The 12,873-nt window shown below is 46.0% G+C and carries 13 protein-coding genes and 1 pseudogene; 2 read left to right on the top strand and 12 right to left on the bottom strand.

The window, feature by feature from the left end; translation table 11 throughout:
* Positions 1 to 80 precede the first annotated feature (80 nt).
* The 3 genes and pseudogenes from V9W66_RS17380 to V9W66_RS17370 form a co-directional block, all read right to left on the bottom strand.
* Positions 81 to 701, bottom strand: coding sequence for a TetR/AcrR family transcriptional regulator (locus V9W66_RS17380; RefSeq protein ID WP_005341829.1), 621 nt, complete (start codon positions 699 to 701; stop codon positions 81 to 83).
* A 247-nt stretch (positions 702 to 948) separates the two neighbouring features.
* A complete protein-coding gene (locus tag V9W66_RS17375) occupies positions 949 to 1,275 on the bottom strand; it encodes a TnpV protein (RefSeq protein ID WP_439362794.1) in 327 nt (108 codons plus the stop codon).
* A gap of 26 nt (positions 1,276 to 1,301) precedes the next feature.
* Positions 1,302 to 2,147, bottom strand: a pseudogene (locus tag V9W66_RS17370) (DUF4368 domain-containing protein); the annotation flags it as partial.
* Between the two features lie 139 nt (positions 2,148 to 2,286).
* On the opposite strand from V9W66_RS17370, the gene V9W66_RS17365 reads away from it, so the two are divergent.
* Positions 2,287 to 2,754 (top strand): IS630 transposase-related protein, encoded by a 468-nt coding sequence (locus V9W66_RS17365; RefSeq protein WP_439362793.1) that lies wholly within the window; start codon positions 2,287 to 2,289, stop codon positions 2,752 to 2,754.
* Positions 2,681 to 3,247 carry an IS630 family transposase gene (locus V9W66_RS17360; RefSeq protein ID WP_439362792.1) on the top strand — a complete coding sequence of 189 codons (567 nt, stop codon included), beginning with the start codon at positions 2,681 to 2,683 and terminating at the stop codon, positions 3,245 to 3,247. Before V9W66_RS17365 ends, V9W66_RS17360 begins: the two co-directional genes overlap by 74 nt.
* 399 nt (positions 3,248 to 3,646) lie before the next feature.
* Here the strand turns inward: V9W66_RS17360 and V9W66_RS17355 are convergent, their stop codons facing one another.
* From V9W66_RS17355 to V9W66_RS17315, 9 genes are all read right to left on the bottom strand, one after another.
* Complete coding sequence (locus V9W66_RS17355; RefSeq protein ID WP_022426051.1) at positions 3,647 to 4,210, bottom strand: Fe-S-containing hydro-lyase; 564 nt, start codon at positions 4,208 to 4,210, stop codon at positions 3,647 to 3,649.
* Between the two features lies 1 nt (position 4,211).
* Entirely contained in the window at positions 4,212 to 5,054 is an 843-nt protein-coding gene (locus tag V9W66_RS17350) for a fumarate hydratase (protein ID WP_144095619.1), read from the bottom strand.
* A 55-nt stretch (positions 5,055 to 5,109) separates the two neighbouring features.
* Positions 5,110 to 6,720, bottom strand: a complete 1,611-nt coding sequence (locus V9W66_RS17345; RefSeq protein ID WP_144095617.1) for an FAD-dependent oxidoreductase — start codon at positions 6,718 to 6,720, stop codon at positions 5,110 to 5,112.
* 13 nt (positions 6,721 to 6,733) lie between these two features.
* Entirely contained in the window at positions 6,734 to 7,411 is a 678-nt protein-coding gene (locus V9W66_RS17340) for a 4Fe-4S dicluster domain-containing protein (RefSeq protein ID WP_144095621.1), read from the bottom strand.
* Positions 7,412 to 7,598: 187 nt separating this feature from the next.
* Positions 7,599 to 8,453 (bottom strand): FAD/NAD(P)-binding protein, encoded by an 855-nt coding sequence (locus V9W66_RS17335; RefSeq protein WP_144095615.1) that lies wholly within the window; start codon positions 8,451 to 8,453, stop codon positions 7,599 to 7,601.
* Positions 8,446 to 9,483 (bottom strand): 4Fe-4S dicluster domain-containing protein, encoded by a 1,038-nt coding sequence (locus tag V9W66_RS17330; RefSeq protein ID WP_144095613.1) that lies wholly within the window; start codon positions 9,481 to 9,483, stop codon positions 8,446 to 8,448. The genes V9W66_RS17335 and V9W66_RS17330 overlap by 8 nt, the downstream gene beginning before the upstream one ends.
* 3 nt (positions 9,484 to 9,486) lie before the next feature.
* Complete coding sequence (locus tag V9W66_RS17325; RefSeq protein WP_144095611.1) at positions 9,487 to 10,461, bottom strand: 4Fe-4S dicluster domain-containing protein; 975 nt, start codon at positions 10,459 to 10,461, stop codon at positions 9,487 to 9,489.
* Positions 10,449 to 10,892, bottom strand: coding sequence for a hydrogenase iron-sulfur subunit (locus V9W66_RS17320; protein ID WP_015524686.1), 444 nt, complete (start codon positions 10,890 to 10,892; stop codon positions 10,449 to 10,451). Before V9W66_RS17320 ends, V9W66_RS17325 begins: the two co-directional genes overlap by 13 nt.
* The gene (locus V9W66_RS17315) at positions 10,883 to 12,871 is read right to left on the bottom strand and encodes a CoB--CoM heterodisulfide reductase iron-sulfur subunit A family protein (protein ID WP_114002620.1); all 1,989 of its coding nucleotides are present in this window, start codon (positions 12,869 to 12,871) and stop codon (positions 10,883 to 10,885) included. The genes V9W66_RS17320 and V9W66_RS17315 overlap by 10 nt, the downstream gene beginning before the upstream one ends.
* Between the last annotated feature and the right edge of the window lie 2 nt (positions 12,872 to 12,873).

Below are 12,873 nucleotides of genomic sequence, written 5' to 3'. Positions count from 1 at the left end.
CAAAAAACAAGATACACTTTAAAAACAAAGTATGCTTACTTTGTCAGCTTTTATTATAAAAATTTGGCCCTTGATTATTCTCAAAGGCCAAGAACCTTCTGCCAGCCGGCATTAAAAAACTCTACCATTGTATGAACATACGCCAGTGTATCTTCTCTTCCATAATTATGCATGACAGATTCAAAAACACAGGAAAGAAATGCATGAGACAACATATGAAATTCATTCTCACACAGATCCTTTACAATAATTCCTCGTTCGTGCATGACATCCAGCATTTTAAGGGTATTCTGCACCTCCATAGTGACAACGTCATTAACAAAAGAGCTATACTTCGTTCCATCTGCACATTCTAACAGCAATTTGAAACTGTCAAAATTCTGATAAATAAAGTCTACCAGATTCTGTAATGTATCATTGCTGATTTTCCAAAGTTCTTTAATACGTTCTGTCTCAATAGAATCAAAACAAAGTTCTTTTGATGCATCATACATTTTATAAAGACCATCAATTGCAGGTTGCACCAAATATCCAAAGAGTTCTTCCTTGCTTGCAAAATGTCGATAAAACGAACCAGTGGTAATTCCCGCTTCTTTACATAGTTCTCGGAGATTCGTTCTTTCATATCCATTTTGCATAAATAATCGTTTTCCACTTTTAATAACATTTTCATGTGTAGTCTCATATGTTCCATATCCCATTTTCCCACCCCTTAGTGAACAAAGAAAGCTAACTTAGTTATAATCATACACTCATTCCTGTTTATTGTCAAGTCTTGTAGTATTAACTTTACGCATTTGATGCCTACAAATTTTGAATTTTAAGTTTTCTTCCGCATAGTGTGTTTGCCATGGAAAAGTTAATCATATGAAAAATTCACAAAGCGTCAAATATAGTACGCTAACGTCCACTATATTTGACGTTTCTTGCAAATCAATTCATCGTTCACTATTTCCTCGCCTGCACTTTCAGCGTGTTCATCAGCCCCACCCAGCACATGGGGTCACGGGCTTTCAGTTCCTCGGTGACGCCTGCCGCCTCCATCATACGGGGCAGCATGGCGTCCATTCGTTCATGCGCCGCCCGGTCAATCTCCAACAGGTGCGGGTACAGCTTTTCGCTCAAAATCAAGCTGCTGTAAAGACCGGGCCGGTGTTCCTTCAAGTAGCGTCGCCGCATACGGCCATACTTGCCGATGGGGGCCTCCGGCTGCTCGGAAAGTTTCAGGTCGGGGATGTAGTAATCCCCGCAGCGGGTGTAAGTCAATTCGTTCATGTTCGTCCTCCTTTGCACTGTGATGGTTAAACTGCGGCGCTGGCCGGTAAGGTGGCCTTGCGCGGCTCCTGCCTGGGTAACTGGCTGATGGTGGTAAAAATGCCTTTCTCCATGTCCTCAGCCCGGATCGCGACCTTTGCCGCCTCCACTTGGGCCTTGCGTTTGGCGGTGTAGCGTTCTTCCCATTCCTTCTGCTTGCCGTTTGCCTTACGGCGTAAGTAGTTCTGGTGAAGCCGGTCTTTGCGCTCCTCCTTCTTCCGCAGTTCTTCCTGTTCCTCCGGGGTCAGGGGAACAGGCTGCAAGGCGGGCGGGATATACCGGCCCACAAAATTGAAATAGATTTCAACCTCCTGCGTGGTGTCCTGGCTGCCTTTGCAGGCGCGTTCATGGACAAGGATTTTCTCTACAAACTCGTTGAGCATGGTATTTGTCAGCGTGTCGAAATTTTCATACTTGTCAATCAGGGCAATAAACTTCTCCGCAGATTTCCGGCTCTGCTCATAGCCGGTAACGGCCTTTTCCAGTTCCACGATTTCCGCATTGAGAAGCTTCCTGCTCTTTGGCATATTGCGCGTCCAGGGCCTCATACCGGGCGTCCGGCAGCTTACCCAGGGCATTGTCCTCATAGATTTTGCAAATCAGCTTTTCCAGTTCCCCGGCCCGCTTTTGGGCGGCGGCCAGCCGTTTCCGCTTCTTGGATACATCGGCGGTCTGCTGGGCGGCCTGCGTTTCCTGGACAGTGCGGATAAACTCGGCCCGGTCATTCTTGGAATACTCCGCGATGGCCCGGAGCATATCGGTTATCAGGGTTAGGACGGCCTCGGCCGGATGCGGTGTTGTGTTGGGCAAAGGGAGCCGATAGGGTACTTACTATTCTTTCAGGCTGACCGTATCCGCTGAACCATCTTTGCGTTCGATATTGACGCCGCAGGGATAGAGGATATTTCTTTTTATATCCTGCCGCAGCGTATCTATAGCAAACCTCTTAAATAATGCAGTTCCTTTACAGCGGTGATAAAATATAGTGTAGGAGATGATAGTATGCTACACTATGAAGCTAGAAAACTAGTATTGGAAACCTGGGATAAAACTCACAATGCCAGGGAAATTGCAAAATATTTTTCAGTAAATGAAAGCACCGTATACCGCCTTGTAGAAGAGCGTGCACGCACTGGCAGTTATGAGACCAGAACGCAGATGAGAGGCCGGAAAACAATTCTTACAGAAAAACAGCACCACGATATTCTGGAACTTGTGCAAGAACAACCAGATATCACAATGAAGGAGATTGTCGAAACGCTTCATTTACCTGTCGGCGATGAAGCCGTCAGGCGTTTTCTGATAAAACAAGGTTACACTTATAAGAAAAAGTCTTTGCATGCAAAAGAACAGGAGCGTCCCCGATGTGCAGAGAAAACGCAGTCAATGGATAGAAACTATATCTGGTGCAAATGCAGAACATCAAATATATCTCGATGAAAGCGGTATTAATACAAACCTCACAAGACACTATGCACATGCAGTACATGGGAAACGTGCCATGGATGCTACTCCGATCAACACGCCTGCCGGAACAACTGTTTTGTCATCCATCCGGCTTAACGGCAGTCTGGTATATACTACGTACCAAGGTGGAACAACTGCACAGCGATTTCGTGAATATATTGGAAAACAATTGATACCGAGCCTTGAGAAAAACGATGTTGTAATCATGGATAACATGCGTTCTCATCATGCCAAAATAGTGACGGAACTTTTAGACAAGGCAGGGATCTCCTATCTATATTTGCCATCATACAGTCCAGATTTGAACCCTATTGAAAAAATGTGGTCAAAAATGAAATCCTTTCTCAGAAAGAGGAAAGTCCGTGTTGCTGCTGAACTACCTAAGGCTGTAAAAGCGGCCTTAAAAACAATAAGTACGAACGATTGCAAAGGGTGGTTCCTCGCATCTGGAATTTGCGTTAATTAAGAGGATAGCTATAATTGTGTAAGAGTATCTGCTTTGGCCTCAATAAAAAGAGTTTGTTCTCCTTTAAATTCATGTATCTGTGTCAGATAAGATACAATTTCAGGAGTCAACAGATTTTTCCACTTTTCCTGATAATCAAACCGTCTCATATATTTTTCATCACCTTCTTTATCACTCTTTTTGGATTTTATTTACTTCAAGTAAATAAATCAGTTTTATCATTGTCAACTTTAATTTGATCATTTTCGCAAGAATGATTAAATTGAAAGTGAAATGATAAAATTAAAAAGTCCAACAATAAATGCTTCTGCACGGATCTTCAGCATTTACTGTCGGACTTTTATCCTTTTTTTATTCCTTTTTGAAATATATCACAATATCACATTTTGGGGCAAAAGATTATTCTGCGTGGTCTTTCAGGTACTCTGCACGTCCCTCTTCGTAAAGGTTATTTCCCTCGCTGTCAATGATGACTACAAGCGGCATGTCTTCCACATAAAGCTTGCGGAGTGCTTCTGCACCCAGGTCTTCGTAAGCGATAAGCTCTGCTTTTTTGATGCATTTTGCAAGAAGTGCTCCTGCACCGCCGATAGCTCCGAAATATACACCGTCATATTTTTTCATTGCATCTACGACTTCCGGAAGGCGGGCGCCTTTTCCGATCATTCCTCTGGCGCCTACGGACATCATGGTCGGTGCATAGGCATCCATACGGCCGCTGGTTGTAGGGCCTGCGGAGCCGATGACTTCGCCTGGTTTTGCCGGAGTCGGACCTACATAGTAAATGGTAGCATCTGTAGGGTCAAAAGGAATCTTTTCTCCTTTTGCAAGGGCCTCGCACATTCTCTTGTGACCTGCATCACGGGATGTATAGATGGTTCCTGTCAGTAAAACCTGGTCGCCTGCATGGAGAGTTCTTGCCAGCTCTCTTGTCAGAGGCAGTGTGATCTTTCTTCTTTCCATATTAAAGCACCTCCGTTTTATGACGTGTTACATGGCAGTTGATGTTAACTGCACATGGCATACCTGCGATATGGGTAGGCATAGTCTCAATGTTCAGACCGATAGCTGTGGTCTTTCCGCCAAAGCCCTGAGGTCCGATACCAAGCTTGTTGATCTTCTCCAGCATCTCTTTTTCAAGATCTGCATAGTAAGGATCCGGATTCTCTGTATTCAGAGGACGCATCAGCGCTTTCTTTGCAAGAAGTGCACATTTGTCAAAAGTTCCTCCGATACCAACACCAACTACCATAGGCGGACATGGGTTCGGACCTGCAGTTTCTACAGCCTCAAGAATGAAATCCTTGATTCCCTGAAGGCCTGCAGATGGCTTGAACATACGGATCTGGCTCATATTCTCGCTTCCGAAGCCTTTTGGTCCTACAGTTACTTTCACCTGATCTCCAGGAACGATCTCTGTATAGATCATAGCCGGTGTATTGTCACCTGTGTTTCCACGGCGTACCGGATCCCTGACAACGGATTTTCTCAGGTAACCTTTGTCGTATCCGCGGCGTACACCTTCATTGATGGCATCATTTAAATCTCCGCCTGTAAAGTGGACATCCTGACCAATTTCAAGGAATACGCATGCCATTCCGGTATCCTGACAGATCGGAACATTCTCACTGTCTGCAATATCAAAATTCTCGATAATGTTATCAAGGACACCTTTTGCGATCTCGCCGTCCTCGCAGGCACGGCAGGTTTTGATAGCATCCTTCACATCTTCCGGGAGATGTTCATTGGCTTCGATACAGAGTTTTTCGATAATCTCTGTAAGTCTGCTTACTTCGATTTCTCTCATAATAGACTCCTTTCGCTTATCTCATATGTTTTTATTATCATAACATATTTTTAACTTAACGTTCGTGGCGGGCATATTTCGGCAGAAGCATGGGAGATACGTCTCCTGTATCAACTCCTGCATTTTTCAGTTCCTCTTCATATTTTCTGATATGATCCAGGTTCATTGTACCAAGCTCTACCTCTTTGCATTTGGCAGCTGCTTTTTTACCTGCATTTCGTCCGAATACAATTACATCAAGAAGAGAGTTGCCCATCAGTCGGTTTCTTCCGTGGATTCCGCCTGCTGCCTCTCCTGCAACCAGAAGGTTCGGGATTTCTTTTGTAAAGCCGTCTCCGTTGATCTCAAGTCCGCCGTTCTGATAATGAAGGGTCGGATAGATCACGATCGGGACTTTTCTCATATCAATGCCGTAATTCATGTACATACGGAACATGGCAGGGATCCTCTTTTCGATAGTTCCCTCACCGCCCAGGATCTCGATCATCGGAGTATCCAGCCATACACCCTTTCGTCCACCTGGCACTTCCACGCCACGGCCTTCCTCACACTCGCGAATAACGCCGGAAGCATTTACGTCACGGGTTTCCAGCGGATGAATATAAGCTTCTCCGTTTGCGTTAACAAGCTGTGCACCAACGGAACGAACCTTCTCTGTTACCAGTGCACCAAGGATCTGTGACGGATAGATCGCACCTGTTGGATGATACTGGATAGAATCCTGGTAAAGAAGGGAAGCACCTGCTCTGTAGCCAAGTACGAGTCCGTCAGCAGTTGCTCCGTAGTGATTGGAGGTCGGGAATCCCTGGTAATGCATTCTTCCTGCACCACCGGTTGCAATTACAACTGTTTTTGCTCTTGCAACGGAATAGTCTCCGGTTTCCATGTTGAGAAGAACTGCACCGGCAGTCTGACCTTTTTCATCCTTCAGAAGTTCTACAGCGGAGGTAAATTCCACTACCGGGATCTTAAGATTTAAGACCTCATCACGGATAGTACGCATGATCTCTGATCCGGAATAATCCTTTGCAGCATGCATTCTCTTTCTGGATGTACCGCCGCCATGTGTAGTGACCATGGTTCCGTCTTCTGATTTATCAAACTCAACACCAAGGTCGTTGAGCCATTTGATCGCATCCGGAGCTTCCATTACCAGTCTTTTTACCAGCTCCGGTTTTGCGGCAAAATGTCCGCCTCCAAAGCAGTCCAGATAATGCTGTACCGGGGAATCATTTTCTTTATCTGCTGCCTGGATCCCGCCTTCTGCCATCATGGTGTTGGCATCACCGATACGAAGCTTTGTAACGATCATAACGTTGGCACCTGCGTTGTGAGCCTCGATGGCACAGGAAGAGCCTGCTCCACCACCGCCGATGATCAGTACATCTACATCATAATCAATTTTTGTAAGATCGATTTTTTCGTTGAGCAGACGGCTTTCTGAATGGAGCATTTTTGTCAGTTCCAGTGGTGCTTTCTGTCCCTTGTTCGGTCCTACCTTGATCTCTGCAAATGCATCCGGGTTATAGTCCGGATGGAATTTTTTGAGAAGAGCATCTTTCTCATCTGCACTCAGACGTCTTGGCTCTGTTGCCATACGCTCCGCTCTTGTAGCCTCTACCTTTTTGATGGATTCCATCATATTTTCTGGATATGGTGCATACATGTTTTACGCCCTCCTACTTCTCGATTTCTCTGCTGTTGTAAAGTTCCTGCATCTCTGTGATCGGCTTCTGCATGATCTTCTCGATCATATCGTCAAATTTGCCCTCGTGGATCTCTTCCACACGTTTCTCCAGATGCTCGCTTTTCGGCGCAATATATTTTCCGGTGAGACGTCTTGCCAGAAGGCCTACCATCGGATGGGAAATTCCTGCCGGACATCTTACGGAACAGCAGCCGCAGCTTACACAGTCAAAGGATTCCTCTGCACATTTTTCAAACTCGCCTCTCTGCGCATATGCAATATACTGCATGACATTTAAGTCCTGTGTACAGGCCTTTGTGCAGGCATTGCATCCGATGCAACTGTAGATCTCCGGATAAAGCTCCATCATTACCTGCTGGTTCGGCTTAAGATCTTCTATATTATAAAGTCTCTTGTCTGTAGGGAAGAACGGGATACTTGCCACATACATTCCCTCCTGCACCTGTGTCTGACAGGCGAGACAGGTTTTCAGCTCATTCTGTCCCTTGATCCTGTAGATGGTCGCGCAGGCACCGCAGAATCCGTGTCTGCAGCCGCATCCTCTTTTTAATGTATAACCGGCATATTCCATAGCTGTCATAATGGTCAGATCACCGGGAACGCTGTATTTTTTACCGAAAAAATATACGTTTACCATATTATTTTCCATGTTGGTGTCCTTTCTTTTATCCAAATCGTACGCCATGTGAAACAGCCATCTCACACGTGCCCGTCGCAACGCTCTGCTGAAACCGCTCCTAAAATGGGCATCTTAGCGAGATGGCTGTTCCACATGGCTGTGTACTGGCTATAACCAGCGCATATATTTGAAAGTTTCTTAAAGTGCAATCTATAACTTAGTACTCATTAGGTAATTCATCAACCTCATCACACCTAAATACCGGGCCGTCTTTGCAGACGTATTTGTCTCCGATGTTGCAGCGGCCGCATTTTCCGACACCGCATTTCATACGAAGCTCCAGTGTGGTATATACCTGATCTCTGGAGAAGCCCAGCTCTTCCAGTCCTGCCAGAACAAATTTGATCATGATCGGCGGACCGCAGACCAGAGCGGTCTTATTGGTATCAAAACCAATCTCCTTCAGATAATTCGGAACAAATCCCACATGACCGTCCCAGCCTTCCTGCTCGCGGTCAATGGTAAGATATACATTTACACCTTCTGTTTTCATCCATACTTCCTGGATTTCCTTAAGCTGCACCAGATCATCTGCGGAACGGGAACCATAGAGAATATCTACTGTTCTGTAATCCTCACGGTTATCCAGCACATAATTGATCACGGAACGAAGAGGTGCCAGACCGATTCCACCTGCGATGAACAGGAGATTTTTTCCCTTTAACTTATCTTCCACCGGAAAATGATTTCCGTATGGTCCGCGGACTGCGATCTCATCTCCAACCTGAAGGCTGTGGAGATAATCGGTAAGGGATCCGCATTTTTTGATGCTGAATTCCTGATAATCCTTTACAGTCGGAGAAGAAGTAATGGAAAACATACCTTCACTGACGCCTGGCACACAGACCATGGCACACTGTCCTGGCATATGCTCGAAAAGCTTTCCACCCTCCGGAGCTTCCACACGGAAGGTTTTTACATCCGGTGTCTCCTGACGGATATCTGTGATCACGCCAACCTTTGGGATCAGCGTATCCAGTGTATAATTTTTATGACAGGTACATTCACTCATTCTTTTCACCTCCCTGTTTTTCAAAGGCCTTGATGACTTTTACGATATTTAAAGATTCCGGACATTTCTCCACGCAGCGGCCGCAGCCAACACAGGAGAACATGCCGTCATTATTTAACGGATAATAAACAAGCTTATGCATAAATCTCTGACGGAATCTCTGCATCTGGCTGGTACGGTTGTTTCCGTGAGCCATCATGGTAAAATCAGAGTACATGCAGGAATCCCAGCAGCGGTAACGGTGAACACCGTGCCCTGTGTCGTAATCCTTAATGTCATAGCACTGACAGGTCGGACATACGAAGGTACAGGTTCCGCAGGCAAGACAAGGCTTGTACAGTTTCTCCCATACAGGAGAATTGAAACGGTCCATGTATTCTTCCTGCGCCCATCCTTCCAGTGAAAGATGTGTATATGGAAGAAGCTCGATAATGCCACGGATCGCCTTCTTCTCCTCTTCTACCTTTGTCTCATCAGCATCTGCCAAAAGCTCCTTCACAGCTTCTGTCAGAGCATTTCCCTTTTCTGTGAGAGGCTTCCAGAAAAGCTCTCCCTCGATGATCCAGGCTGCAACATCTGCTTCCGGATCTGCGGCATCAATGCCAAATACTTTACAGAAGCAGCTTTCCTCCGGTTCATGACAGGCAAGAGCTACGATGGTTCCGTGTTCTCTTCTTGCCTGGTAAAAAGTATCCACCGGATCCCCAAGGAATACCTTGTCGAGAACCTTCACACCCTGTACATCACAGGCTCTCATTCCGAATACAACAAAATTCTGGTCTTTCAGTGCCTGAGGCTCAATGCTGATATTTTTTCCGTCTTTTTTACAGGTATAGAGATTTTCACTCTGCGGAAAGAATGCATCCTTCGGTGATTTCACGGTTTTCAGTGTTTCAAGGGAAACTTCTGCATCCTCACTCCATGCCTTGAAGTTCACCTGCTCACTTACCTTTAACGGTAAATATAATTCCTGGTCTGCGGCAATTTTCCGGAATAATGCCGGCAGATTTTCTACTGCGATCTTATACATACATTATCCCCTTTCTGCCACGATCCCTGGCTCTACATCCTCAAAGGTAAAGCTGGTAAGCGGACCCTTTGACTCCGCATCCTCGCCTGCCTGATACTCACCGTAAAACGCATCAATATCCTTGATAAACTTACGGTTAAACAGATGAAGGGGAATTCCCTGCGGGCAGACTCTGCTGCACTCGCCACAGTCCGTACATCTTCCGGCTACATGGAAGGCACGGATCACATGGAACATCTTTTCCTCAAAGGAATCCACGTTTGCCTTCTGGGCGCTGTCGAACTTGTTGCTGTCAAAAACGCATTTGCGGCAGCTGCAGGCCGGACATACATTACGGCAGGCATTACAGCGGATACATTTACTCAGCTCGCTCTGCCAGAATGCAAATTTTTCTTCCGGACTCATTGCCTCGATCCGCTCAACTTCTGCGAAACGGTCAGCGTCCTTTGTCTCCTTTGACTCACCGATCAGTTCATCGTAAATTTTATGCTCTTTTCCTTTACATACATGGCAGCGTTCCAGCATGGCATCTTTGTATGCACAGGTTTTTTCTCCGTAAACAGTATCCACAGTCAAGGTCTCTGCATCTCCGGTAATCTCTGCTCCGGAAATTCCCCGGATACCCTTGACCCCCATTTTGCGGATCTTTTCAATATCCAGCTTTCCTTTACAGCCAACACCTACGATATAGGCTTTTTCTCTGTCTACACGATGCTCTTTCAGAAGCTGGTTAAAGCTGTATGTATCGCAGGGCTTCAGACAGACCATGGTTTTTCCTTCCAGCTTGGAAGCTTCGATCATATATTTGCTTAAATTGGCACCGCAGAATCCATCATAGACAAAATCCTCCAGAGATTCCGGTGTTTCAAAATAGGCTGGTTCCGGATTAAAGGCAAGATCTCCGGCTTTCCACCCAAGAACCCGGACTACCGTGCCATCTGCAAGCAGTTCTTTTGCACGTTTTATCAGCTCCTGCATCTTATATCCTCCAATCTCACGTTTTTACCAAGTGAATGGATCTTCTCAACAAACTCATTCATAGTCTGTGAAAATTTCACGCCTTCTGCGGCAGATACCCATTCCACACGTGTTCTTCCGTTTTCCACCCCAATATAATCCAGCATTGAAAACAGAAGTGTCATACGTCTTCTTGCATAATAGTTTCCGGTACTGTAATGGCAGTCTCCCGGATGGCATCCGCACATGATCACACCATCGGCTCCTTTTTCAAAGGCACGGAGGATGAACATGGGATTGACACGGCAGGAACATGGAACACGGATGATCTTTACATCCGCCGGATAGCTCAAACGGCTGCTTCCGGCAAGGTCTGCTCCGGCGTAGCTGCACCAGTTACAGCAGAATGCCACGATCTTTGGTCTGAATTCTTCCTTTGTTTCTATCGACATATTGCATCCACCTCCGCGATAATCTGTCTGTTGGAGAAGCCCTGAAGGTCCATGGCTCCTGACGGGCAGGCTACTGTGCAGGCACCGCAGCCCTGGCAAAGTGCTGTATTGACAACCGCAACTCTTCTTGTCTCACGGATACCGTGATCGTTGACCTGTTTCTCCTCATAGGAAATCGCTCCGTAAGGACATACATTTGCACAGGTAGAGCATCCGTTACAGAGAAGCTCGTCGGATCTTGCCGTACATGGATTGGTTGTCAGCTTGTCCTTTGCAAGAAGCCCTATGGCCTTTACAGCCGCAGCTCCTGCCTGGGCAACTGTCTCCGGTATATCCTTTGGTCCCTGGCATACACCGGAAAGGAAAATTCCTGCTGTCGGTGATTCTACAGGACGAAGCTTTGCATGAGCTTCTGTAAGGAAATTGTTGGTATCAATACTTGCAGTAAGCATGGTAGCGATCTTACGTACGTCCGGATTTGGCTCAATGGCTGTTGCAAGAACTACCATATCTGCTTTCTTGAAGATCTGCTTATTATCAAGAAGATCCGAGCCCTGAACAAGAAGTGTTCCATCCGGCTGCGGGATTACTTTTCCTACCTGACCTTTGATGTAGTTTACGCTATACTGCTCAACTGCTCTTCTGTAAAACTCATCGAAGTTTTTACCAGGTGTACGGACATCAATATAAAATACCGTCACATTGGTATCCGGATATTTATCACGGATCAGCATGGCATGCTTAGCTGTGTACATACAGCAGATCTTGGAACAGTATGGCTTTCCACGGTCATCGGAGCAACGGCTTCCAACACACTGGATAAATACGATCTCCTTCGGTGCTTTTCCATCGGAAAGGCGCTCAAGATGTCCTTTTGTAGGTCCTGCAGCATTCATAATACGCTCCAGCTCCAGAGATGTGATCACATCCTTGCTCTGGCTGTATGCGTATTCATCATATTTGTCAAGCTTGATGGTATCAAATCCGGTTGCCACCACGATCGCTCCGTATTTCTGTGTTACGATCTCATCCTGCTGATCGTAATCAATGGCTCCTGCCTGACATACTTTGGAACAGACACCACATTTGCCTGTCTTAAATTTCAGACAATGCTCTCTGTCGATCACAGGAACATTTGGAATCGCCTGTGCAAACGGAGTATAAATAGCTGACCGGTTGTTCAGCCCTCTGTTGAACTCATTTGGAATCTTTTTGGAAGGACATTTTTCCTGGCAGACTCCACAGCCTGTACATTTGTCCATGTTGACACTTCGCGCTTTTTTGCGGATATCAACAGTAAAATCTCCTACAAAACCTGCAACTTTTTCTACTTCACTGTATGTATAGATATTGATCTTTTCGTGAGCTGCAGCCTCCACCATTTTTGGAGTAAGGATACATGCGGAGCAATCCAGAGTAGGGAAGGTTTTGTCAAGCTGTGACATTCTTCCGCCGATACTTGGTGTTTTTTCCACAATATCAACTTCATAGCCTGCATCGGCAATATCAAGAGCCGTCTGGATTCCGGCGATACCGCCTCCGATGATCAGGGCTCTCTTTGTAACCTGGCTTTCTCCCGGCTGAAGAGGAGCGTTTAAATTTACCTTTGCTACTGCTGCTCTTGCAAGGATCACGGCCTTCTCCGTAGCCTCCTGCATATCCTTGTGGATCCAGGAACAATGCTCACGGATATTTGCGATCTCCACCATATATGGATTCAGGCCGGCCTTTTCCGCTGCTTTACGGAAAGTTGCCTCATGCATACGCGGAGAACAGGAACAGACAACCACTCCTGTGAGATTTTTTTCACGGATGGCTTCCTGGATCCTGGACTGTCCTGCTTCGGAACACATATACTGATAATCTTCTGCATGGACAACTCCTGGCTCTTTTGCAATGATCTCCACAACCTTTTTCACGTCTACCGTAGCGGCAATATTACTTCCGCAATGACAGACAAATACACCGATTCTCTGCACTT

The organism is Blautia massiliensis (ex Durand et al. 2017) (assembly GCF_051861785.1).
Lineage (GTDB): Bacteria > Bacillota > Clostridia > Lachnospirales > Lachnospiraceae > Blautia_A > Blautia_A luti_A.
The sequence above is the reverse complement of the archived record's forward strand: the minus strand, read 5'-3'. Positions and strand labels throughout refer to the sequence as shown.

What these genes read in the sequence shown, in the direction of transcription:
- V9W66_RS17375 (WP_439362794.1), bottom strand. Translation starts at nt 1,275, where the DNA reads ATGAACGAATTGACTTACACCCGCTGCGGGGATTACTACATCCCCGAC.
- V9W66_RS17320 (WP_015524686.1), bottom strand. Translation starts at nt 10,892, where the DNA reads ATGTCGATAGAAACAAAGGAAGAATTCAGACCAAAGATCGTGGCATTC.
- V9W66_RS17325 (WP_144095611.1), bottom strand. Translation starts at nt 10,461, where the DNA reads ATGCAGGAGCTGATAAAACGTGCAAAAGAACTGCTTGCAGATGGCACG.
- V9W66_RS17340 (WP_144095621.1), bottom strand. Translation starts at nt 7,411, where the DNA reads ATGGAAAATAATATGGTAAACGTATATTTTTTCGGTAAAAAATACAGC.
- V9W66_RS17345 (WP_144095617.1), bottom strand. Translation starts at nt 6,720, where the DNA reads ATGTATGCACCATATCCAGAAAATATGATGGAATCCATCAAAAAGGTA.
- V9W66_RS17335 (WP_144095615.1), bottom strand. Translation starts at nt 8,453, where the DNA reads ATGAGTGAATGTACCTGTCATAAAAATTATACACTGGATACGCTGATC.
- V9W66_RS17355 (WP_022426051.1), bottom strand. Translation starts at nt 4,210, where the DNA reads ATGGAAAGAAGAAAGATCACACTGCCTCTGACAAGAGAGCTGGCAAGA.
- V9W66_RS17350 (WP_144095619.1), bottom strand. Translation starts at nt 5,054, where the DNA reads ATGAGAGAAATCGAAGTAAGCAGACTTACAGAGATTATCGAAAAACTC.
- V9W66_RS17380 (WP_005341829.1), bottom strand. Translation starts at nt 701, where the DNA reads ATGGGATATGGAACATATGAGACTACACATGAAAATGTTATTAAAAGT.
- V9W66_RS17330 (WP_144095613.1), bottom strand. Translation starts at nt 9,483, where the DNA reads ATGTATAAGATCGCAGTAGAAAATCTGCCGGCATTATTCCGGAAAATT.